18 protein-coding genes and 1 pseudogene are annotated in these 21,616 nt (G+C 61.8%); 7 read left to right on the top strand and 12 right to left on the bottom strand.

Translation table 11 applies throughout. The annotated features are described in order from the left end of the window. Positions 1–169: 169 nt before the first annotated feature. Together JGU72_RS20405 and JGU72_RS20400 are read right to left on the bottom strand one after the other, a co-directional pair. On the bottom strand, positions 170–1,051 hold the full coding sequence (locus tag JGU72_RS20405) for a universal stress protein (protein ID WP_199685872.1): 882 nt from the start codon (positions 1,049–1,051) through the stop codon (positions 170–172). 4 nt (positions 1,052–1,055) lie between these two features. Next, positions 1,056–1,958 carry a universal stress protein gene (locus tag JGU72_RS20400; protein WP_199685871.1) on the bottom strand — a complete coding sequence of 301 codons (903 nt, stop codon included), beginning with the start codon at positions 1,956–1,958 and terminating at the stop codon, positions 1,056–1,058. A 243-nt stretch (positions 1,959–2,201) separates the two neighbouring features. On the opposite strand from JGU72_RS20400, the gene JGU72_RS20395 reads away from it, so the two are divergent. Both JGU72_RS20395 and JGU72_RS20390 read left to right on the top strand, forming a co-directional pair. After that, entirely contained in the window at positions 2,202–2,834 is a 633-nt protein-coding gene (locus tag JGU72_RS20395) for a response regulator (protein WP_199685870.1), read from the top strand. A 98-nt stretch (positions 2,835–2,932) separates the two neighbouring features. After that, positions 2,933–4,618 carry a GAF domain-containing sensor histidine kinase gene (locus JGU72_RS20390; protein WP_199686112.1) on the top strand — a complete coding sequence of 562 codons (1,686 nt, stop codon included), beginning with the start codon at positions 2,933–2,935 and terminating at the stop codon, positions 4,616–4,618. Positions 4,619–4,637: 19 nt separating this feature from the next. Here the strand turns inward: JGU72_RS20390 and JGU72_RS20385 are convergent, their stop codons facing one another. The 4 genes from JGU72_RS20385 to JGU72_RS20370 all read right to left on the bottom strand — a co-directional run bounded on the left by JGU72_RS20385 (position 4,638) and on the right by JGU72_RS20370 (position 8,418). After that, positions 4,638–5,201, bottom strand: coding sequence for a CBS domain-containing protein (locus tag JGU72_RS20385; protein ID WP_233532711.1), 564 nt, complete (start codon positions 5,199–5,201; stop codon positions 4,638–4,640). Between the two features lie 135 nt (positions 5,202–5,336). Further along, a complete protein-coding gene (locus JGU72_RS20380; protein WP_199685868.1) occupies positions 5,337–7,073 on the bottom strand; it encodes a SulP family inorganic anion transporter in 1,737 nt (578 codons plus the stop codon). Further along, positions 7,070–7,513, bottom strand: a complete 444-nt coding sequence (locus JGU72_RS20375; protein ID WP_199685867.1) for a DUF1003 domain-containing protein — start codon at positions 7,511–7,513, stop codon at positions 7,070–7,072. The genes JGU72_RS20380 and JGU72_RS20375 overlap by 4 nt, the downstream gene beginning before the upstream one ends. Beyond that, positions 7,510–8,418: a universal stress protein gene (locus tag JGU72_RS20370; protein ID WP_199685866.1), complete on the bottom strand. Its 909-nt coding sequence runs from the start codon at positions 8,416–8,418 to the stop codon at positions 7,510–7,512. The genes JGU72_RS20375 and JGU72_RS20370 overlap by 4 nt, the downstream gene beginning before the upstream one ends. A 292-nt stretch (positions 8,419–8,710) precedes the next feature. Here JGU72_RS20370 and JGU72_RS20365 point away from each other — a divergent pair, with 292 nt between their 5' ends. The 3 genes from JGU72_RS20365 to JGU72_RS20355 all read left to right on the top strand — a co-directional run bounded on the left by JGU72_RS20365 (position 8,711) and on the right by JGU72_RS20355 (position 10,735). Beyond that, positions 8,711–9,709 (top strand): 1-phosphofructokinase family hexose kinase, encoded by a 999-nt coding sequence (locus tag JGU72_RS20365; protein WP_199685865.1) that lies wholly within the window; start codon positions 8,711–8,713, stop codon positions 9,707–9,709. After that, the gene (locus JGU72_RS20360) at positions 9,699–10,400 is read left to right on the top strand and encodes a hypothetical protein (protein WP_307828525.1); all 702 of its coding nucleotides are present in this window, start codon (positions 9,699–9,701) and stop codon (positions 10,398–10,400) included. Before JGU72_RS20365 ends, JGU72_RS20360 begins: the two co-directional genes overlap by 11 nt. A gap of 83 nt (positions 10,401–10,483) precedes the next feature. Continuing rightward, the gene (locus JGU72_RS20355) at positions 10,484–10,735 is read left to right on the top strand and encodes a dsRBD fold-containing protein (protein WP_199685864.1); all 252 of its coding nucleotides are present in this window, start codon (positions 10,484–10,486) and stop codon (positions 10,733–10,735) included. Between the two features lie 111 nt (positions 10,736–10,846). On the opposite strand, the gene JGU72_RS20350 is transcribed toward JGU72_RS20355, so the two are convergent. After that, positions 10,847–11,851 carry an Acg family FMN-binding oxidoreductase gene (locus JGU72_RS20350; RefSeq protein WP_199685863.1) on the bottom strand — a complete coding sequence of 335 codons (1,005 nt, stop codon included), beginning with the start codon at positions 11,849–11,851 and terminating at the stop codon, positions 10,847–10,849. 302 nt (positions 11,852–12,153) lie between these two features. On the opposite strand from JGU72_RS20350, the gene JGU72_RS20345 reads away from it, so the two are divergent. Both JGU72_RS20345 and JGU72_RS20340 read left to right on the top strand, forming a co-directional pair. After that, complete coding sequence (locus JGU72_RS20345; protein ID WP_199685862.1) at positions 12,154–13,278, top strand: inorganic phosphate transporter; 1,125 nt, start codon at positions 12,154–12,156, stop codon at positions 13,276–13,278. A gap of 387 nt (positions 13,279–13,665) precedes the next feature. Next, entirely contained in the window at positions 13,666–15,060 is a 1,395-nt protein-coding gene (locus JGU72_RS20340; protein ID WP_199685861.1) for a WS/DGAT/MGAT family O-acyltransferase, read from the top strand. 129 nt (positions 15,061–15,189) lie between these two features. On the opposite strand, the gene JGU72_RS20335 is transcribed toward JGU72_RS20340, so the two are convergent. The 5 genes and pseudogenes from JGU72_RS20335 to cydB form a co-directional block, all read right to left on the bottom strand. After that, positions 15,190–16,068 carry a 3-oxoacyl-[acyl-carrier-protein] synthase III C-terminal domain-containing protein gene (locus JGU72_RS20335; RefSeq protein WP_199685860.1) on the bottom strand — a complete coding sequence of 293 codons (879 nt, stop codon included), beginning with the start codon at positions 16,066–16,068 and terminating at the stop codon, positions 15,190–15,192. Continuing rightward, positions 16,052–17,155, bottom strand: coding sequence for a 3-oxoacyl-ACP synthase III family protein (locus JGU72_RS20330; RefSeq protein WP_199685859.1), 1,104 nt, complete (start codon positions 17,153–17,155; stop codon positions 16,052–16,054). The genes JGU72_RS20335 and JGU72_RS20330 overlap by 17 nt, the downstream gene beginning before the upstream one ends. Before the next feature lie 86 nt (positions 17,156–17,241). Beyond that, entirely contained in the window at positions 17,242–18,939 is a 1,698-nt protein-coding gene (gene cydC, locus JGU72_RS20325; RefSeq protein WP_199685858.1) for a thiol reductant ABC exporter subunit CydC, read from the bottom strand. Next, a pseudogene (gene cydD / locus JGU72_RS20320) lies at positions 18,932–20,592 on the bottom strand (thiol reductant ABC exporter subunit CydD). The gene cydC and the pseudogene cydD overlap by 8 nt, the downstream one beginning before the upstream one ends. Further along, on the bottom strand, positions 20,589–21,614 hold the full coding sequence (cydB, locus tag JGU72_RS20315) for a cytochrome d ubiquinol oxidase subunit II (protein ID WP_199685857.1): 1,026 nt from the start codon (positions 21,612–21,614) through the stop codon (positions 20,589–20,591). The pseudogene cydD and the gene cydB overlap by 4 nt, the downstream one beginning before the upstream one ends. Positions 21,615–21,616 lie beyond the last annotated feature (2 nt).

The following is a 21,616-nucleotide window of genomic DNA, read 5'->3' as shown; positions in this document are numbered from 1 at the left end:
ACAACTGGCAGCAAGTCGAGGTCGTGAACCGCGAGCGCTTCCAGAACATCACTCAGTCTGGCCGACTCCCCGACAGCTACAACCGGTTTCGCAAGATCGCGTGCAACCACGGCAAAGGCGCGCTTCGCGGATCTGCGGAAGCTCACGACAGACATCGTGAAATATGTTCTCAGGCAGTCGTGCGCGCGATGATCAGCGGGCAGGTCACCGAGTGAAGCAATTCCTGACTCGTCGATCCGAGCGTCATTCCCGCAAATCCGCCGCGGCCGTGGCTGCCGACCACCAACAGTTCAGCGTCGTCGGAGAAGTCACGCAAGTGTCGCGCAGGATTGTTTTTCACGATGATCTTCTCGACGGGAACATCGGGGTAGCGCTCGGCGTAGCCTGCCAGACTCTCGGCCAGGAGCGCTTCCTCGGTGTTCGCCACCGCATCCCAGTCACCGACATGCAAGAACCGTCCATCGTCCGCCCACGAGTGCACTGCAATGATCTTCGAGCTTCGCATCGATGCTTCTTCGAACGCCACTTCGATTGCAGGCAAGCTGTTTTCGGAACCGTCTACGCCCACAACGACAGCGCGTCGTGGACGGGACAGGTTCCACGGATCGTTCGCCCTGTAGTGCAGAACCGCGACCGGGCGATGGGCGTGACGCGCAAGCGAAGAACCGACGGAGCCAACGAGTCCGCGGCCGATCGCTCCGAGCCCACGACTGCCGATGACGACCATCTGGGCGTCTTTCGACTTATCGATAAGGGCGGGCGCCCGCGGTGCTCGAACCAGCTCGGTCCTCACCTCGAGTTCTGGCGACGTCTCCGACACGTTGCGCGCAGCCCGCGAAAGAAGTTCTGCTCCTTCAGCTTCCAGGCGATCGAAGTCCGGCTTCGTGAAGCTCAGACCCGGCCCGTAGGCAAGCGGTGTGAAGACTGCGTGAACGATCGACAACGGTGCACCCCGCCGTTCCGCATCGCCTGCCGCCCAGCGGAGCGCTTCGTGTGAGGATCGTGACGCGTCGATTCCGACGACGACCGGCAGAGTGCGGTGTGCATTCATCGATTCAATCCTGCTTTCGGGCGATAATTATCGGACATTCGACGTGGTGAAGCAGAACCTCGCTGGTCGATCCCAACGTCATTCCGGAGAATCCTCCGCGGCCGTGGCTACCCACGACGACCAATTGTGCGACCTCCGACTGAGCGAGCAGCTTTCGAGCCGGTCGATCGCGGACGGCAACTTTGCGAACATCGACCTCCGGATACCGCTCGCGCCATCCGGCCAGACATTCTGCGAGCAACGCCTCTTGTTCGGCTTGTGGTGTCGGCCACGAGTTCACTGAAGTCACCAAATCGCTGTAGTCGGTCCATGCGTACACCGCGACGAGCTCGACCCCGCGATGCGACGCTTCGTCGAACGCAATCTCGATAGCCTTCGCGCTGCTGTCGGTCCCGTCCACGCCCACGACAACCGGGGCCGAAGACCCTGGACCGTAAGCACTCTCAGGGGTTCGGACTACAACAACGGGGCAGTGTGCGTGGTGCGCAACCGCAGTGCTCACCGAGCCGAGCAGTCGTCGTCTGAACGCGCCGAGTCCGCGGTTACCCACCACCAACAGGCGGGCATCCTTGGACAAATCGAGCAGACTCGGGATTGTGGGGCCCGCAACGAATTCCGTGCACGTATCGACTACCCCGATCTCATCGATCATCGATTCGACCGTGCGCTCACTGGCCGACAGAATCGCCCGTCCCGTCCGCTCCGAATCGAACTCCTCAGGCGCCAGTGCCAATGCTGGGCCGTAGCTGACCAACGCCATTCCCGGTCCGTATGTGAGAAGCACCGGGCTCGCGTTGACGATTGTCAGCCGACACTTATGGAACGCGGCCTCGCGTGCCGCCCATCGCACCGCGTCCTGCCCAGCATCAGAGCCATCCACACCGACGACTATCGGTTGATTGTGCATGGGGCTCCTTCGAGGGATGTTCGCCGGCAGTCGAATTCGATTGCCGGCCTATGAAATCAACGATAGGAGCGGCAGACGCCCCGCACGCTGGTCGTTGGTCCTCGAAATCGAGACAGTGGTCCCCCTCGGCGGGCCGGTGGCGCAGGGACCAAAGTCCCTGTCCCCGGGGACTTTCGCGCGCCGCGTAGCGATACTCGAACCCGTAGCGTCACCTTTGCAGACTCCACGAAGAAGGCGGATTTCATGATCAAGGTATTCCTTGTCGACGACCACGAGGTCGTCCGTCGCGGGCTGGCGGAGCTTCTCGGCAGCGATCCCGAGTTGTCGATAATCGGTGAAGCCGGCAGCGTCTCGCAGGCAATGGCCCGGATCCCCGCTTTGCTTCCGGATGTGGCGGTGCTCGATTTGCGATTGCCGGACGGCAACGGCGTGGAACTGTGTCGTGACCTGCTGTCCCGACTGCCTGGATTGCGCTGCCTGATCCTCACCTCGTTCACGGACGAACAAGCGATGCTGGATGCGATCTTGGCTGGCGCAAGCGGCTACGTCGTCAAAGACATCAGAGGCATGGAACTTGCCAGAGCGATCAAAGATGTCGGCGCTGGAAAATCTCTGCTGGACAATCGTGCCGCGGCAGCGCTGATGTCGAAGCTTCGCGCGCGCACCGAAGAACCCGGTCCACTGTCCAACCTGACCGAACAAGAACGGACTCTGCTCAGCCTGCTCAGCGAGGGTCTGACGAACCGCCAAATCGCAGCGCGAATGTTCCTGGCGGAGAAGACCGTTAAGAACTACGTCTCGCGACTGCTCGCCAAGCTCGGTATGGAGCGCCGCACACAGGCAGCGGTGTATGCCACTACGTTGGCAGCGTCGTAGCCGACTGTGCATGATCGCGCACTCGCTCCGATAAACGGTGAGACAATGGCCGCGTGTCCAGCCCTGCCGATGCCACGCACCCCAAGTCGCCAAGTCCGATGCGTGAAACCTTGTCACAACTGAGACTGCGCGAGCTACTTTCCGAAGTGCAAGATCGCATTGCACAGATCATTAACGCCAGAGACCGGATGGACGGACTGGTCGAGGCGATGCTTGTTGTGACCGCCGGTCTCGAATTGGACGAGACGCTACGGACCATCGTCCATACTGCGATCGAACTCGTCGACGCGCAGTACGGCGCGCTCGGGGTGCGTGGTCACGGCCACCAGCTGATCGAGTTCATCTACGAGGGCATAGATGAGCAAACACGCGAGCGCATCGGTCCCCTCCCTGAAGGCCGCGGCGTGTTGGGTCTGCTGATCGACCAGCCGAAGCCGCTACGACTCGACGTCCTTGCGCACCACCCTTCATCGGTCGGCTTTCCGTCGAACCATCCGCCGATGAACACGTTCCTCGGAGTTCCCGTGCGGATCCGGGAAGAGGTATTCGGCAACCTCTACTTGACGGAGAAGGCGAATGGGCAGCCTTTTACCGAAGATGACGAAGTTCTGGTTCAGGCTCTCGCTGCCGCCGCGGGCATCGCGATCGAGAATGCTCGATTGTTCGAAGAGACCAAGACTCGGCAAGCTTGGATCGCCGCAACCCGCGATATCAGCACCGAACTGCTCGCGGGGGCCGAGTCGGGAATGGTGTACCGGCTCATCGCCGACAAGATGCTCAGCCTCGCGGTGGCGGATCATATTCTCGTATCTGTCCCCGAGGATCCAGAGGCAGCGGTCGGCGATGTGACCGAGCTTCTTGTCGTGGAATCGGTCGGCAGCGCAGGGAATGAATTGGTAGGCCAGCGCTATTCATCGGCAGGAACCGCGTCTGGTGAGGCTTACAGCCGACGTACGCCGCTTCGGTTCGACTCCCTCGACACGAAACAGATCCTGAGCTCTCTGCCCAGCGGCGGTCCCGCTCTGCTTCTTCCGCTGCGAGCCGCCGAAACGGTCAGCGGCGTCCTGATCATCCTGCGGCACAAGGGTGCCGCGCCATTCACCGACGACCAGATGGAGATGATGACGGCTTTCGCCGATCAGGCGGCCCTGGCGCTGCAGCTTGCGGAGGCTCAGCGCAGAGTTCGCGAACTCGATATCTTGACCGACCGCGACCGCATCGCACGCGACCTGCACGACCACGTAATCCAGCGACTGTTCGCCGCCGGTCTTGCCTTGCAAGGCACGATCCCGAGAACGCGTGTACCCGACGTCCAAAGACGATTGTCCGAAGTAATCGACGACCTCCAGGGGGTTGTACAAGAAATCCGGACAGCGATCTTCGACCTGCACGGTGGCGGCCCAACGTCGACCCGGCTCCGCCAGCGGGTGGAGGAGGCAATTGCCCAACTCGCGAACAGCGTCGACGTTCGAACGACCGTCCACATCAACGGTCCGTTGTCAGTCGTCGAAGCTTCGCTGGCCGATCACGCTGAAGCAGTTGTGCGCGAGGCTGTGAGCAACGCCATTCGGCACGGCCATGCGAAATCGATCAGGGTCAGCCTGTCGGTCGAAGACAACCTCACGGTCGAAGTCGTCGACGACGGCGTCGGGATACCCGAAAATATCACTCCCAGCGGGCTTTCCAATATCGAATCTCGTGCGCACGAAGCCGGCGGCGAACTGACGATCGGACCTGCCGAAGGCGGTGGAACGCGTTTGACGTGGTGGGCGCCCCTCCCCTGAGTCGGCGTCGCCGGCGTTCTCAGATTCCGCTTGCGTGTGCGACTGCGGCGGGCAACACATCGACGTGGCGCACACCTTCGACTGTCCGGGCAAGGGCGCCGACAACGCGCTGTTCGTCCTTGCTGGAGAAACCGCCATCCACGACGACCTTGCCTTCGGTGACGGTGATGGACCACTGCCGCCGACTGCCCGCGAAGTCGTCCAGCAACGACCGGATTTTCGCTGCGATCGTCGCGTCGTCGTTGATCAACACTCGGAGCAGGTCGCGCCGCGCAACAATCCCGATCAGCAGCCCTTGCTCGACCACAGGCATCGATCGTAGGCGGCGGTTGATCATGCGGACTGCGACCGCGCTGATGTCGCTGCCAGGGCCGACTACTTCGGCTGGTGTCGTCATCGCCGGTTCGACAAGCGTGGTCTGCTGGCCCGGCCCCGCAATCAATGCGTTCGATTCGGACAGCATGCCTATGACATGTCCTGCCTCGTCAACAACGGGAAGGGCCGCGAATTCGTGGTCGACAAGGAGCGAGACCGCCTCCCACAGTGGGGTTTCGGGGCGAACAGTCACAACCGACCGTGTCATTAGATCGCGAACCAGCATTGATCTCTGCCTTTCATAGGTTACAAACTCGTACGGCAGTTCGACGATCCCTTTCGTGAACAAGCCCTGTCGTCAATTCTCTTTCACTCCAACGCAGCTCGCCGCCGTCGATGGCCCTCACGTACCGGGACTTTGGTCATCGTCACCGCGCTGTAGTTCTGCTGCCCACTTTCGGTACGCGTCGACTGCACCGGGCAACGTCATAAAAATTCGATCCTCGCCGATCTTTGTCAGTAGCCCCGCGGCGATGAGTGAACTTCGCAGATCCTGCTTGACTCGCGCCATGCCGAAGATGATTCCGCGGCGCTCCAGGTCTGCGCGAAGCTGATCGAGCGCGTCGAGGGCTGTGAGATCGACCTCGACATTCGCTTCGGCGTTGAGAACGAACCAACGCGTCTCCTGCGGCCCTTCATCGACCGCCGCCAGTGCACGACGCCGAAAGTTGTCTGCATTGGCAAAACACAGCGGAGCGTCGTATCGATAGACGACGAGTCCGGGCACTCGGGCTGCAGTCGGATAGTCGTCGACGTCGTGCATCCCCAGCACGCCCGGGACGTAGCCCAGAATTCCGTCGTGCGGGCGCGCAACCCGGCGGAGCAGATCGAAAATCGACAGGGCCACGGCAACCACCACACCGTAAAGAACGTCGAGGGTCAGCACCGCCACAGTTGTGATCAGCGCCAACGCGAGTTCGCTGACGCGAAAATGACCAATCCGCCGAAACTCTGGAAGGTCGATCAGCCGCGTCGCCGCGTATATGACCAGCGCGCCCAAAGCTGCGCTGGGAAACACCGCCAAAATCCCTCGCGCCGTGAAGATCGTGCCCAGGACGGTCGCAAGGGCCACGATCGAGTAGAGCTGAGTACGGCTGCCGAGCGATGCACCGATTGCTGTTCTGGAGCCACTGCTACTGATCGGGAAACCCTGAAGCAGTCCAGCGGCGACGTTTCCCGCACCGAGTGCACCGAGTTCGGTGTTGGGGTCGATATCGTCACCGGTGCGGATCGCAAAAGCACGCGCCGTCAGCACGTTGTCGGAGAACGCCACGATCGCAATTCCAATCGCGGGGAGAAATAGCGCGCTGATGTCTCCGACGTCGACGGCTGCAATCCCAGGCACGGGCAGACCGGACGGGATCTCTCCAACTACACGAATTCCGCTGTCCTGCAGCGAGAAAAGCGCCACGACACCGGTAGCGAGCAAGATCCCGATCAGAGGTCCTGGTAAATGGGGACTAATCCTGTCAACGAGGAGAAGCACCGCCAGCACCGCGACGAAAAGCGCGACAGTCGGCCAGTGCACATGGTCAATTTGCGCGAAGAACGACCGAACCTGTCCCACAAACGAGTCGCTGTGCACAGATAGACCCGTCACCTTGCCGAGCTGGCTGGCGATCATCATGAACGCGATTCCCGCCATGTAACCGACGAGCACCGGACGGGACAAGAGGTCAGCAAGTAGTCCGAGGCGCGCCAACCTCGCCAGCAGACAGATCGCTCCGACGATCAGCGCCAGTACGGCGGCAAGTCTCGCGTAGCGGTCCGGGTCGGCCGCGGCGAGCGGACCGAGTACAACGGCGGTCATGAGCGCCGTAGTCGATTCCGGCCCCACCGACAGTTGGCGTGAGGAACCCAAAACGGCGTATAGCGCGATCGGTCCGATCGCTGCCCACAGCCCCGTCGCAGGAGGAAGTCCGGCAACGGTGGCATACGCCATTACTTGCGGGATCAGATACGCCGCGACAGTTACGCCGGCGACTACGTCGCCCCGCAGCCACTTTCGCTCATAGTGCCGGTACTGCTGCAGACCGGGTGCAAATCTGTAGGTCCGCCGCGAAAAGGCATTGGTCGTCATGACATCCGTACATGATCACGCAGCCCGATGGCGCCTGCTGTGGATCCGGGTCCACATACGTGTGCATGAATTTCGGCGGACAGTCGCGCCACATTCTCTGTCAAGGCCGTATTCGCTTCGATCAATTCCCTCAGGTGTGTGGTGTTTTCGAGCGTGTGCAATGCGACTTCACTACTAATCGAATCGGCTCGTTTGGCTGAGATGAGCAAGATCGCGCCCTGCAAACCGGCCATCATCGACAGGAACAGGTTCAGAAGTATGAATGGGTACGGGTCGAAGCCGTCGTTTCCGTTGATCGCGGCCCACAAGGCCATGAACGAAACAAAGACCATGACGAACGGCCAGGATCCCATCCCGTTTCGAACGATGTCCGCCGTCCGTTCGCCGCGCGTGAGTTCGGTACCGCTGCGAACACCCGGATGCAAGTGCCAACGATTCATGTCCCGAACTCGGCTCTCGAGCCAGCCGTCTCTTGCGTCGAATGGGCAGCTTCCGGCCGGCAGATCAGCAGTGGGCAGGCAGCATGGCGTAGCAGATACTGGCTGGTGGAACCGAGCAACGGACCTCGCAGGCGCCCGTACCCGTGGCTTCCGACGGCCACTAACCGCGCGCCCCGAGAAAGTTCGGCCAGCAGGTTTGCTGGATGCGCCTCCTCCGCTACGGTGGTCACCTCGACGTCTGGATACTTCTCCCGCCAGCTCGTCAGACAGTCCGTCAGAACGGCCGACTCAGCCGAAGCGGTTGCGGCTCCCTGGCTATTCCGTGTCCAAGCATGTGCAGCAACGAGCGGAATCCCGAAAAGTGACGCGAATTCGAACGCCCATCCAACGGCGCCCTCACTCAATCCACTGCCATCGACGCCTACAACGACGCGTTCGATGTCCTCGAGCAGCGGTGCACCCTCGTCCCGCCAAATGACGACCGGGCATTTGGCACGATTCACCGCGTGCAGTGCTGTGGAGCCCACATGTGTGGTGCCGTGCGATGGGACCTTGGAGCCGACAACAAGTAAGCGAGCGGATTCGCTGAGCTCGAGGAGCATTCGATCTGGTTGCCCGTGCGCGACATGAGTTCGCACAACGAGATCGGGGGATTGCCGACGGACAGCACGCCGAGCGAGGTCGACGATCTTTCTGGCGTCGTGATGGAGGCTCTTGAACACTTCGGCATATATCACTACTGCCGCGTCGCCATAAGCGTAAACGGGTTCAGGTACAGCATGGGCGATGATCAGTGGCGCGTCCCAGCGTTGCGCAACCTCAGCGGCCCAGCGCGCGGCGGCTTCGGACAGATCAGAGCCATCGACGCCGACCACGATCGGCTGGGCGCTCGTGAACCCGTTCATTCTCAACCACGCTCTCCCAGGTCGACTTCGGACATTGCGTCCCAGGTTGCCACGGTTCGCAGCGTTGGCGGGAGTGCCGAGTTGTTCCGGCCAGCACAGCATTTCGACTCTTCGACGAGCGACAAAAGTCATCTGCGACCTTGACGCCAACTGCCCCTCGTGACGGAGCACGAGATGACGTCCGGCCGATCGGAGAGGACGTTCGCCTCTGCGTCGTTGGGCACGAAATATCCGAGGATCGGGACAACGAACAAACCATGCATTGCTTCTTCAGAGCGAAAGTAGGTTCACTGTGCCGGAGATCGTCACTCTCACAATGAATCCTGCTCTCGATATCTCCACGAGTGCCGCGCACGTCGTACCGACGAACAAACTGCGTTGCACGAAGCCGCAATACGATCCAGGTGGCGGTGGCATCAATGTTGCGCGTGTCGCCAACGTTCTTGGCGGTGACGTCGTGGCTGTATTTCCCTCCGGCGGCGCTTCGGGTGGCGTTCTCGAGAGTTTGATTGCCGCCGAGCAGGTTCCATTTCGAACCGTCCCTAACGGTGGGTCCGTGCGCGAGAGTTTCGCGGTCGACGACCGCGAGCTGAGTGAGCAGTACAGATTCGTCCTGCCCGGGCCCGAGCTCAGTATCCGAGAGCAGGACGAGTGCCTCGAAGTCTTCACCGAAACTGCGGGAAACGCGCGTTTCGTAATTGCGAGCGGCAGCCTGCCACCCGGCGTATCACCTGACTTCTACCAACGCGTGAGCGATGCGGCTGCCAAGGTAGGCGCGCAATTCATTCTCGATACCTCCGGCGCTGCTCTGCAACGCACACACACTGGTGTCTTCCTACTCAAACCCAGTATTCGCGAACTGCGCGAAAGCGTTGGGGGCGACCTGACAACCCGAAGTGAACAGGCGGGTGCCGCACAGAGATGGATTCGTGCCGGCAAATGCGAGATCGTCATCCTGTCGCTGGGGGCTCACGGCGCTCTCGCCATCACGGCCGATTCAGACGAATGGTTCCCGTCTATCGAAATGCCAGTCCGAAGTGCCGTCGGCGCGGGAGATGCGATGGGGGGAGCGATCGCGGTCGGATTGAGCCGCGACTGGAGCCTGCATGAGTCGGTTCGGTTCGGGATCGCCGCAGCTGCCGCCTCCTTGACCGTGCCCGGTACGGGTCTGTGCCGAAGATCCGAGGTGGAAGAACTCTTCATAACCCAGTCCGATTCGCGGTGTTCAGAGGCAATCGAATCGATTCGACGTATCGAGAAAGAACGCGAAAGGCAATGCAGTGCTTGCTGACCCGAGCGGGCAAGCCCGTCGAATGCGAGCCGGCGACCGTACTCCGGTCGCATTCTTCCTCGATCCCGAGACAACTGCTCGCCGAGGACAGCTAGATATCGCACGACGATGGATTCGCACAGTCACGTTGGCGGAGACCATCGGATTCGCTGTGCCCGCGATTGTCGGCGTGTCGACCGCTGCGTCATCTCCCGCAGTGGCGCTCCCTGCCTTAGTTGCTGCCGGCGCAGTGGAAGGTGCGATATTGGGTTGGGGCCAAGCATCCGTCCTACGGCGCACCTTGCCTGGGTTGTCGAAAACCCGTTGGATTTCCGCGACGGCCGCAGCGGCTGCGTTCGCCTACGTGCTGGGTATGGCGCCATCGACCTGGGCGTCCGGCATCACTCGCTGGCCCGGCGTCGCGACAATCGCCACAATGTCGATACTGGGCGTCGCGATACTGCTGTCCGTGGGGACTGCGCAATGGTTTGCGCTCCGCGCCCACGTGGCAAACGCGAGCCGCTGGATTCCGCTGACCGCGGTGGCATGGCTCGTCGGACTCGTCGCTTTTCTCGGTTTCGTGATGCCACTATGGCACCAGGGGCAATCGATGCCGCTGACCATGGGGATCGGCATACTCGGCGGACTACTCATGGCCGCAACAACTTCGACAGTGACCGGCCTCGGACTACGTCTGGTACTCCCCCGGTGAATGACACCGCGCGACAGGTGACGACGAGACCTCTCGACGTCGTCATTTGCATCATGGATGTTGGCTGAACAGGAGGTTCGAAAATGCAAGCTCACTTCTCCACTGTCGAGATCGTCATCGACCAGAATGGAACCGACACAAGAGCAGTCGCTCGCCTACGAGCCGACGCAGACTCGGGCCGAATCGGAACCGGGATTGCGACGATCGTTTCGGGCGACATGGCTACTTCCGACACCGCCGCGAACTTGGCGACAGCACGTGCATTGTCCGATCTGGCGGAGCAGCTGTTCGATTCTGCCGCTTCGAACTCTGCTTTGCCGACCAGCTGGCTTTGAGCCTCTCCGCGGGTTACCGGAGTGCGCCGTAAAGACAGTGCCTGTAGGCCACACTCCCAGGCGTCCGCCTGGGCTGGACCGACGTTGGTCAGCGACACGTGAAAGTTGCGTTCAGATTCGTCCCAAGCTGTCAGGCGGCACAATCTCGATCACGTCCGAAAGGGGCCGACGTGGAGTCAGAGGCTCGGACGGCCCACCCGCCGCAGATCCAACGCGGATAACCACCTGGGGAATGCCAGGTTCAGTCAGCATCTGACGGATAAGGTTTCGGCTGTCGGCCAACTCTGTCATGTGTGTCAGCGGACATGTGGCGAGCCCACGCGCAGTGCACTCGAGCAAGATCGTCGAGAGTGCCTCTCCACAGAGCAGCCACTCAGGGCGCGAATCACCGTTTGTCGTGAGAACGAGGATTTGCGACCGGTCGATGCCGAATTCGGCGCGCTGCACCGGCTGTCGATCTGCAGCAGGAAAGTCCCTTCCGAACGGTACCCGCGACGACTCGGCACGCGACGCTACTGCCTTTGCCGGGATGCCGTCCGGAAGAGTGGTACGGCCTGTCCACCATTGCAATTCGGCCTTGTAGGACGAGTCGTAACGGTGTCGCGCGGCGGTGAGGTGGGAGACATGAGCAAGCTCGGCACGTCGCTGCGGAACGATCTCTTCCAGCCCGACGTTGAAGTCGGTCGCGATGTGGTCCAGCGCTACCGAGGCAGTGCGCCACTCCCAGACCGGCAGGAAGGCCAGCCGATCGGTCCGTCGGCTCGATATTGCCGCACCTCGCGCAAGGTCGGCGTCGGAAGTCTTTACTGCTGAGTGGAATTCGACGATCGCGAGATGGTCTGAATCGGCCCCGTCGGGAAACCGCGATATCTCAGAATCGAGTCCTGCCGCTGCAGCTGCAGTGCGAAGGTGATCCAGCGCTGCTCCGCAACTGATCAGCATCTGCCTGCCGGAGTTGTCCGTGACCGGGAGCAGCCGCTCGGGATCGGCATACAAATGCACCGTTCGGCCATCTATGACCCACTTCCAGGGCTGGCTGTTGTGCAATGACGGCGCGCGGCACGCGGTCGCGATCAACGCCTCGATTGTTGCAACATCTATGACGCTGTTCGTCATATCCCGCTCCTGATTTCTCACGTTGCCGCGCGACGACCACCCATTCTTTGGCTGAACGTCGATTCATTTCCTCGAACGATATCGGCGCGAGAGCTCTGCGCGCCGCTGCCGGAAGTCATACGAACAGAGGTAGAAGGACCGCGGGTGGGCGTCGAATAGTTTCAGTCTCCGGACCGGTCCAAGGCCCATCGCTGCGGTGCCATTCGGCACTCGCAGTTGCCAATACACGGCGGCATTCTGAGCGAGTCGACATCGTCGTGGTGGTCCACTTCGAGTTGGAAACTCCCCGAAAGGATTATCCGATGGATGTGTCGTTCATCGTTCTCGCCGTAGTGATCACGGCGCTCGTGTTCGATTTCACCAATGGCTTTCACGACACTGCCAACGCGATGGCAACTTCGATCGCGACGGGCGCGCTGAAACCCAGGGTCGCGGTCGCCATTTCTGCGGTTCTCAACTTGTGCGGAGCGTTCCTGTCCACCGCGGTCGCGAAGACGATATCGGGGGGGTTGGTCGACGACACCAAGATCACGCCCGCGGTGATCTTCGGCGGCCTCGTCGCCGCGATTGTCTGGAACATGCTGACGTGGCTCGTCGGTCTGCCTTCCTCCTCATCGCATGCGCTGTTCGGCGGACTCATCGGGGCCGTATGGATCGCTGCCGGTGCCGACGCAGTCCACTTCAGCGTTCTCGTCTCCAAAATCTTGCTTCCCGCATTGACGTCACCCGTTCTCGCCGGCGTGGTAGCACTCATCGGCACATACCTCGTGTACAAAATGACGCACAGCGCGGCAAAGAAGTCCGTCGACGCCGGCTTCCGCTTCGGCCAGACAATCTCGGCTTCTGTGGTTTCGCTAGCCCACGGCACCAGTGACGGCCAGAAGACGATGGGCATCATCACGCTGCTCCTGATCACTTCGGGCCACCTCAGTCCAGGCTCCGGGCCGCCGCTGTGGGTGATCACGGCGTGCGCGGTCGTGCTCGCTACCGGTACCTACCTCGGTGGATGGCGAATCATCCGCACAATGGGGCACGGACTCGCCGAAATCGAACCACCGCAGGGATTTGCGGCCGAGACAACGTCCAGCGTTGTCTTGCTCACGTCCGCGCATATGGGCTTTCCGTTGTCCACAACGCAGGTCTGCACCGGCAGCATCCTGGGCGCAGGGCTCGGCAGGAAGCTGGCTCAGGTCCGGTGGACCGTGGCCCGGCGGATGGTCTTGGCATGGGCATTCACCGTGCCGGCCGCGGCCACTCTCGGCGGACTCAGCGGGCGCGTTGCGGACTCCGGTAACGGCGGAGTCGCTGTTGTCTGCGGTGCGCTCGTCGTGGCCGTGCTAGCTATCTACACGATTTCGCGACGCGACGTCGTCAGCGCCGCGAACGTGAACCACCCTGTGCACCGTCTCCCAGCTCTCACCGTCTGACGAAGGACGCCACATGTCGCACCTAGTGATTAATTGGACCTCACTCTTACGGGCCGCTGGTCTCAGCATCGCCATCGGCGTCACACTCGTATCCGTCTTTACAGTCGGCGTTCTCGGTTATGCACGAATCGATGATCCCGCGTCCTCTCCGTTTCGTCGGCGCAGCGGATTCGCACTTGCCAGCAGTGCACTGGTCATCTGCGCTGCGGCAGTTCTGTTCGGGGTGTACTTATTGATCCCGAAACTGCACTAGGACGAACGACTTTCGCCGCGGGTGCCGGGACCTCGGACTCTCCTTCGACCCACTGCATCCGGCAACCCTAGAGAAGCGGCTGATGAGTTCATCGCCGCCGCGACTACATAGTCCTTCAAAAGAATTGGGTGCTCATGCCAGACCATCTGTCGCCACTCGACGCCGGGTTTCTCGAATTGGAAGACTCCGATCCGAACGTGAGCCTCGCGATCGCGGCCATCGCCATTTTGGAAGGGCCGCCTCCCAGCGAATCAGAATTCCTGGATTCCGTGGCAGACCGGCTGACCACAATTCCACACGCACGGCAACGGGTGCAGACGACTGCGTTGGATCTCAGCGCGCCAGTCTGGATCGACGACGACAGCTTCGATCTCGATCACCACCTACGGAGAACTGCATTGCCCGCACCGGGCGACGACGAATCCCTGAGCCACCTCGTCGGACGGGTTATGGCACAACGACTCGACCGATCCAGGCCGATGTGGGAATGCTGGGTGATCGAAGGCCTCGAACATGGTCGCTGGGCGGTACTTGCCAAGGTCCACCACTGCATGGCCGACGGTATCTCGGGTGCGAGGCTCTTCGAGGCCCTGTGCGACCCCGACCCGCATCGCACAGTAGTACGACTGGTCAACCGGACAGATTTTGGTGACGAGCAGCTCGGCATCGCGCGCCGCGTCCGAAACGCGCTGACCGGTGAATCCGTGACACAACTGCGCTCCTTCGTGCGAGGCCTCCTCTCGCCACTGCGCTTGGCGCGCGGAACATTGCATGCGGCCAAGGGTTTCGCGGGCATTGCCGGCGGTGTTCTCACGCCGACCGCACCGACTTCGCTGCTCGGCCCTATCGGAAAGCAGCGTAGGTACACAGTTGCACGCGCGTCGATGCTCGACATCCGCGACGTCTGCGGTGCCTTCGATGTGAAAGTCAACGACGTCGTCCTCGCGGCAATCACCGGGGCATTGCGCACGATGCTCTTGCGCCGCGGAGAAGAACCAAGGGATGACTCGGTCCGGACGCTCGTTCCGGTTTCCGTTCGATCGGCCAGTAACGCGGACGTCCTCGACAACCGCGTGTCGCTGATGTTGCCGGTACTGCCGGTCGCCATCGCCGACCCGGTGGAACAGCTGGCGGCCGTACACGGCCGAATGGCGGCCCACAAATCCGGTGGTGAAGCAGAAGCGGGTCAGCTCGCGACCGCCTTCGCCGAGCATTGGCCGTTCGCGCCGACCGCTTGGGCGGTGCGCTTGGCGAGCAAATTTCCACAACACGGCGTCGATATCGTCGCTACCAATGTCCCCGGCCCGAAACAGAGCAGAACGGTGCTCGGGCGGCGCGTCATCGAGATCCTTCCCTACGTGCCGATTGCCTGGCAGTTGCGGATCGGAATCGCGATTTTGAGCTACGTAGACCGGGTTTCGTTCGGGATCACGGGCGATTTCGACTCAGCGCCGGATATCGCGTTCCTGGCACGTGAGATCGAAAGGCACATGGAGCTTCTCGTGAACGAAGCCCATTCCCGATCCTGATTCTGCATCCTGCCGTTGCACTCTGACGCGTGCAAGGCGCAACGGCAGGGATTGCCTGACGCAGCCCGAAAGGCGATGCGAAAGTGCTCGTCGGCCCCCGACGCCGACGCCCTCGACCTCCTGGTGCCGCTACGCGTATTCGGGTTTGCGATACAGCACCGCAACTGCCTCGATCCCTGCTCCAGCGGCGAGCACGAGGGCCGTACCACCCGGACGCAGCTGCGCGACAGCCTCTTTCATTGCCTCGAGGATAGCGGCGGTGTGAGAATTCGCGGTCGCCGCGGCTGTAATCCGCTGTGGCGACATCCCGAGTTCGCTCCCCAGGACGATGCAGAACTTTCGATCCGACGGCGCGGCGACGATCATGTCCAGATCGTCGATATCCAATTCAGCGGTGGCAAGGCATTTTTCGGCGGCACGCGCAGCAACTGCGGCGAATCTCTCGGCGTAGGTGTCCGAGATGTCGAAATGCAAGACGTTCTGCCGATGGTCGAGCCGCACGGTGGAGCTGAAGGCACTCTCGTCATCGGCTCTGACCCAGTGAAATTCGCCGAAGCCGCAGTCCGCGTCGGTCCAACTGCAAAGCAATGCGGCGCCGGTCGGCGCGAACGGGAAATCCTTGCTCATGCCGTGCCCGGGATCCGCATCACTTGTCACTACGAGCCCGCGACCGACGGTTCCAGTCCGCAGAAAGCCGTCAATGATCTGGGTCGCTGTAACAGCACCACAGGCACCGTTCGCCACGTCGAACGAAAAGGTGCCGTGCCCCCCGGCGTGCGGATCTTCGGGATTCGCGCCGATATCCTCTTGAATCAACGCGGCCAAGGCAGGCTCCCCGAGGTTGCGATCGCGATAGAGACCTGCGTTGACTACCAAGTCCAGGTCGTTCGGATCGCACCGCGCAGACGACAGACACTCCTTCGCGGCATTCACGCCTAGATGCAGCGCACTGTGCTTGGTACGCCACCCCCCGTGCGTAACGCTGATGTTGTCAATGATCGTTCCCATAGCTATCCAGTAACTCCTTGTCCGGTGTGAAGAGAACGACGCCGATCTCCAAACCGGAGGCCAGCGCCACGAGCGCCACTGTCTCGCCCGGTTCGATACGTTTCGCTTCGAACTCGTCGACCAGCGCCACGGTGTGAGTGGTCGACGCGGTGTTGCCGTACTTGTCGACGGTGATGACGGCATCGTGCTGTGGCGCATCGCCGAATTTCTCGATCAGTTCCGCCATCCCCTTTCGAATCGCACGTGCAGATGTCTGATGAGTGATGACGTGATCGATATCGTGAAGCGACAGCCCAGCGGTGTCGAGCACTTCCTGCAACAGCACGGGGGTGTCAGCGATCGCGACCTTGTGAATGGCACGCGAATTGGTGAACATCCGCGCCGCCGGCTCATGCCCCTTCGGATACGCGAGGCAAAGCCGACTGTGGTCCGCGATGGTGGTGAACCCGGATACCGAGATACTTCCCGATCCGGCGGTCGCGCGTTCGAGAACAAGCGCGGCGCCGGCGTCGCCCACCGTCAACGAGGCGAGTTCCTTGCTCATGATGTTATGCACGTGATTGGCCGCGTTCGCGCTGACCGGTGAGATGTACTCACCGCTCACCACCATCCCGCGGGTGACGATCCCCTGCCTGATCCAGTTGTTCAGGATCGCCACTCCGGTAAGCATTCCAGCGCACGCATTGGAGATATCGAACGTCATCGCACCTTTTGCACCGATTCGCTTCGCGATCGCACTGCTCATGGTCGGTTCCAGCCACTGGGTAAGACCGGCACGGAATTTCGTTATGCTGCAATTGATCACGACTTCGAGTTCGTCGCCGCGGCGTCCGGCGTGACGCAGACTGTCAACGGCGGCCGCTACGGCGAGGGTCAAAGAATCATGGTCACCGGCCGACACACGTCGCTCGTGAATTCCGGTCAATCGTTCGAGATCGATGTGGGTCCGGTGTGTAGTCGAGGCCATCACCTCGTCGGTCGTCATATGGGTCTTGGGGAGGCACCTGCCCGCTCCGGCAATTCGGGTGCGGTACGGCGAGCGAGCCTTCTGCGACTCGTCTTCCATTACAAGCCAATGCTTTTCCATTTCACTACCTCCGATTCTCTAACGGTGCCACCTACGAAAGCTGTCAGGCAGAGCAGAAAGTCCTGCACTACCAGCCACAATGCTCTCTAGAACCGTGAAGTCGTTGCTGGAGAGCATGTTTCACCACTCGCCACCTCGACCAACCGAACCTCGTCGGCACTCACGTCGAGAGGAAGTTGGTGGGTGACCAGTACGACCGTCCGATCAGCGCCGACGATCCCAGAAGTGCGATCGAGCAACTGCCGCAGCAGATCCCCGCCGTCCACATCGTCGAGGTGTTCGGTGGGCTCATCGAGCAGAAGTACGCGAGCCGGTGAAGCAAGTGCCCGCGCCAGCAGAATTCGTCGGCGCTGACCCCCGGAGACTGCCTTGGCACCCCCCGTCAGCTTTGTGTGCACTCCGGCCGGCAGACCCCGCACCCACTCGCCCAGTCCCACGGCATCAAGCAGACTCAGTGCTGCACTGTCGTCGAGATCGCCGCACGAGACTCTCAAGTTCTCCAGCAGCGAGGTATCGAACAGGTGCGCATCCTCGGCGAAGAAGCTGATCTTCGAACGCAGCTCTGCAGCGGAAAACCGTTCGATAGGAATGTCATCGATCGAGACCGTTCCGCGAATCGCAGGAACGAGGCCAGCGAGCGTCATCAGCAAAGTAGTCTTGCCTGCGCCACTCGCTCCGACAATCGCCGTGCGCGACCCGGGAGATAGATCCAAATCTATTGCGCGAGTGACTGTTCCACCTGTCCACCCACAGGAAAGGTCAGTGGCTACAAGCCTGACAGCCACTGGAACCGGCACCGAATTCGCCGTCGCGCAGGCAGGCCGGGCGTCATCGAGCAGCTTCATCACTCGCGTCGCGGCAATCCGCGCCCGCGTGAGTTCCTGCGCGGCCTCAGGCAGCGGCCCGACCGCTTCGAATGCCGACAAGGGCAACAGCACGAGCACCGCAAGCGCAGTCGGCGACAGCGCATCGCCGGACTCGTATGTGAGGGTGCCGATCACAAGAGCCGCGACCAGACTGACAGCAATTGCGAGCGGCTGCGCTGCCGACGACAGTGCCGAGCCGAAAGCAGCCCGATCGAACAAAGCCACAGATTTCATGCGGCTGCCATGGGTCTGATCGAGCAACGCCTCGAGCTTTCCCGCGACGCGCAATTCGGCACTGTGGTCCAGCGCAGTCACACCGCCTTCTGCGGCCGTGGCACGAGAGGCCGCCGCGCTCTGCTCAGCTCGTCGTGCTGATCGTGCGCCCGCCCACGGGGCCACAACGCCCGCAAAGATCGCCGCAGCGGCCAGCACAGCAGCGGCAGGCAACGAGATGACTGCCGTGAGTACGACTGCGGCCGTTGCCAAGACCGTCGCGACCGCGATCGGGACTACCACCCGCACAACGACGCCACCGATGACATCGACGTCGTCCCCTGTCCTGACCGAGAGGTCGCCGCGCCGCAATCCAGTAACGGTCGCGGAATTCCCCTCCGCCAGCAGACGATAGATCGACGCGCGCGCGTTGGTTGTTCCACGAAGTGCCGCGTCGTGGGATGCAAGACGTTCCAGATATCGGAATACCCCCCGTGAGATACCGAGCGCGCGAACGGACACCACGGCGATCGACAGGTCCAGAACCGGGGGCATTTGCCATGCGCGCGCAATCAGCCAAGCCGCCAACGCGGCGAGCGCTAGCCCACTGCCGAGGGCAACGACACCGGCTGTGATAGCTGCGGCGATTCGTCGGGGAAGGATCTCCAGCAGGAGGAGTGCACGCACAAGAGGGTCATTACGCATCGGATCGAACTTCCACGATTTCGTCGGCGACCGCCAGTACAGCCGGCCGATGTCCAACCACGACAACGGTTCCACCCCAGTGCGCGCGTTCGACGAGCGCCGCGAGAACCATCGCTTCGGAGGCTCCGTCGAGGTGGGCGGTAGGCTCATCGAGCAGTAGAACTGGCCGCTGGCTGACGAGAACCCTGGTCAACGCCAGGCGCTGCCGCTGTCCAAGCGACAGACCAACCCCGCCCTCCCCCACAACTGTCGCCCACCGGTGCGGCAATTCATCGAGCACTGCGTCGAAACCTGTTGCCGCGCAGGCGGTCGCAAGATCTGCGTCGAAGGCAACGGATCCCGTCAGTTCGAGGTTCTCCCGCAGAGTCCCCGGAACGAGCACGGGACGCTGTGGCAGCCAAGCAACTCGTGACCACCACTGCTGCAGATCAAGGTTCGCGACATCGATTCCGCCCACGGACACAGCGCCCTCGTCAGTCGCGATCAACCCCAGGATTGCCTGCAGCACTGTAGATTTTCCGGCACCGTTCGCGCCGGCGAGGACGCTCAGCATGCCCGGGCGCAGACGCGCTGACAGTCTGGACGGGGCGAACCCGTGGCGGGTTCGAATCGAGACCCGATCTAGTTCGATCCGGCAGTCGGCGGGGACCGGACTGTGCCCAACCGACTTTGTCGGCACCACCTCGTCGAGCACCTCGAATGCTCGATCGGCAGCCGCCTTCCCGTTGGCTGCCGCATGAAACTTCACACCGACCGCGCGCAGAGGCTGATACACCTCGGGAGCGAGGATGAGTGCCACGAGTCCCGCAACCAAAGGCATCTCACCGAAGACCAAACGCAGCCCGATACTTACAGCGACCAGCGCGACGCAGAGGGTTGCGAGCAATTCCAGAACGAATGCCGACAGGAAGGCGATTCGCAGCGCCGCCATAGCGGACTTTCTGTGGGCGTCACCTAGTTCGCGGACGCGTTTCGCGGGACCACGTTCGCGGCCCAACGCACGAAGCGTCGGCAAACCCGCAAGCAGATCGAGCAGTTGCGCGGAGAGACCACTCATCGTCTTCAGCGTTGCCTCCGACCGCTGCCTTGTGAGCAGCCCGATCAAAACCATGAAGATCGGTATGAGCGGAATCGTGACAACGATGATCACTGCCGATACAAGATCGTGCAATGCAATCACGACAAGCACAATCGGTGGCACAATCGCGGCCAGCAGGAGCGCCGGAAGATAGCCGGCTAGGTACTGCCGAAGATCGTCGAGGCCTCTCGTCACAAGGAACGCGAGGTCGGACCGGCGTGAATCAAGTTCTCGCGGTGATAATTTCGCGCCGACCTTCAGCACTTCGGACTCGAGCTCGGCGACCACGCGGGATGCGGCGCGGTGCCCGTAGCGAGCTTGAGCCCACACGGCGAGCACGCGCACCGCCAACGCCGTGCAGAGTGCGCCGAGTTCGAACCCCCACGAACCCGGGTTTCGACGGGCCGGATCGGTTATGACTCCGGCCAACATAGTGCCGACACAACGGTCGCGACCGTTGCAGCGAAGGACAGGCCGATGGTCAGTGCCAGATAGCCACGGGCCGAGTGCGAATACTTCCACAGGCGCGGGTCGATCGGGCCACGCCCGGGCCGCGGTTCGGTCGCGACAGTCACTGCGTTCGTTCCGGCGCCAGGCCGATGGACGGTGGAATGTGGTCTGTAGAAATCCGCTTCCGAAACACCCAGTAGGTCCACGCCTGATACATGACGACGACGGGCGTCATAAACGCGGCGGCCCAGGTCATAACCTTCAGCGTGTAATCGCTGGACGAAGAGTTCTGGATGGTCAGGTTGTATGCCGCGTCAGTTGTCGACGGCATCAAATTCGGATACAGCGAACCGAACAGGAGCACCACGGTCGAGATCACGGCTACGGTGGTCAGCACGAACGCCCAACCCTCCCTTCCTGCCCGGGTAAGAGTGGCGACGCCAATGAGCGCACCAGCAGCAGCCGCCACCGCCAGCCATGTCCAGGCCTTGCCGTACTCGAATTGGGTCCAAACGACAAACGCACCCGCTATGCCAACCGCGGGAAGCGCGAGTCGTTGTGCGAGGAGCACCGCGTCGTCCCGGACCTCGCCCGACGTTTTGAGTGCAATGAATACCGCTCCGTGAAGGGCAAAGACGAGCGCCGTCGTCACGCCGCCCACCAAGGCGTACGGGTTGAGCATGTCGAACAGATTCGATGTCACCTGCCGGTCACCGTTGATGGCAACTCCGCGAACGAGATTGGCGAAAGCGACGCCCCACAGCACTGCGGGCACCCAGGAACCCACCATGATTGCGGCGTCACAACGCGATCGCCAGCGCGCGTCGTCTATCTTGCCGCGCCATTCGATCGCGACAACTCGCACGATCAGCGCAATCAGAACGAGCAGCAGGGGCAAGTAGAACCCCGAAAACATCGTTGCGTACCAGTCCGGAAAGGCTGCGAACAGCGCACCGCCTGCGGTCAGCAACCACACTTCGTTTCCATCCCAGACTGGGCCGATCGTGTTCAGAAGAACACGGCGTCGCTTGTCGGTTCGGCCGAGGACAGGAAAGAGCATTCCAACACCGAAGTCGAAGCCTTCCAGAACGAAGTATCCGGTGAACAATACTCCGACCAGGACGAACCACACCTGCGCGAGTTCCATTG

The organism is Antrihabitans auranticaus (genome assembly GCF_016481275.1).
Lineage (GTDB): Bacteria > Actinomycetota > Actinomycetes > Mycobacteriales > Mycobacteriaceae > Antrihabitans.
The sequence above is the reverse complement of the archived record's forward strand: the minus strand, read 5'-3'. Positions and strand labels throughout refer to the sequence as shown.

What these genes read in the sequence shown, in the direction of transcription:
- JGU72_RS20405 (WP_199685872.1), bottom strand. Translation starts at nt 1,051, where the DNA reads ATGAATGCACACCGCACTCTGCCGGTCGTCGTCGGAATCGACGCGTCA.
- JGU72_RS20400 (WP_199685871.1), bottom strand. Translation starts at nt 1,958, where the DNA reads ATGCACAATCAACCGATAGTCGTCGGTGTGGATGGCTCTGATGCTGGG.
- JGU72_RS20395 (WP_199685870.1), top strand. Translation starts at nt 2,202, where the DNA reads ATGATCAAGGTATTCCTTGTCGACGACCACGAGGTCGTCCGTCGCGGG.
- JGU72_RS20390 (WP_199686112.1), top strand. Translation starts at nt 2,933, where the DNA reads ATGCGTGAAACCTTGTCACAACTGAGACTGCGCGAGCTACTTTCCGAA.
- JGU72_RS20385 (WP_233532711.1), bottom strand. Translation starts at nt 5,201, where the DNA reads ATGACACGGTCGGTTGTGACTGTTCGCCCCGAAACCCCACTGTGGGAG.
- JGU72_RS20380 (WP_199685868.1), bottom strand. Translation starts at nt 7,073, where the DNA reads ATGACGACCAATGCCTTTTCGCGGCGGACCTACAGATTTGCACCCGGT.
- JGU72_RS20375 (WP_199685867.1), bottom strand. Translation starts at nt 7,513, where the DNA reads ATGAATCGTTGGCACTTGCATCCGGGTGTTCGCAGCGGTACCGAACTC.
- JGU72_RS20370 (WP_199685866.1), bottom strand. Translation starts at nt 8,418, where the DNA reads ATGAACGGGTTCACGAGCGCCCAGCCGATCGTGGTCGGCGTCGATGGC.
- JGU72_RS20355 (WP_199685864.1), top strand. Translation starts at nt 10,484, where the DNA reads ATGCAAGCTCACTTCTCCACTGTCGAGATCGTCATCGACCAGAATGGA.
- JGU72_RS20350 (WP_199685863.1), bottom strand. Translation starts at nt 11,851, where the DNA reads ATGACGAACAGCGTCATAGATGTTGCAACAATCGAGGCGTTGATCGCG.
- JGU72_RS20345 (WP_199685862.1), top strand. Translation starts at nt 12,154, where the DNA reads ATGGATGTGTCGTTCATCGTTCTCGCCGTAGTGATCACGGCGCTCGTG.
- JGU72_RS20340 (WP_199685861.1), top strand. Translation starts at nt 13,666, where the DNA reads ATGCCAGACCATCTGTCGCCACTCGACGCCGGGTTTCTCGAATTGGAA.
- JGU72_RS20335 (WP_199685860.1), bottom strand. Translation starts at nt 16,068, where the DNA reads ATGGGAACGATCATTGACAACATCAGCGTTACGCACGGGGGGTGGCGT.
- JGU72_RS20330 (WP_199685859.1), bottom strand. Translation starts at nt 17,155, where the DNA reads ATGGAAAAGCATTGGCTTGTAATGGAAGACGAGTCGCAGAAGGCTCGC.
- cydC (WP_199685858.1), bottom strand. Translation starts at nt 18,939, where the DNA reads ATGCGTAATGACCCTCTTGTGCGTGCACTCCTCCTGCTGGAGATCCTT.
- cydB (WP_199685857.1), bottom strand. Translation starts at nt 21,614, where the DNA reads ATGGAACTCGCGCAGGTGTGGTTCGTCCTGGTCGGAGTATTGTTCACC.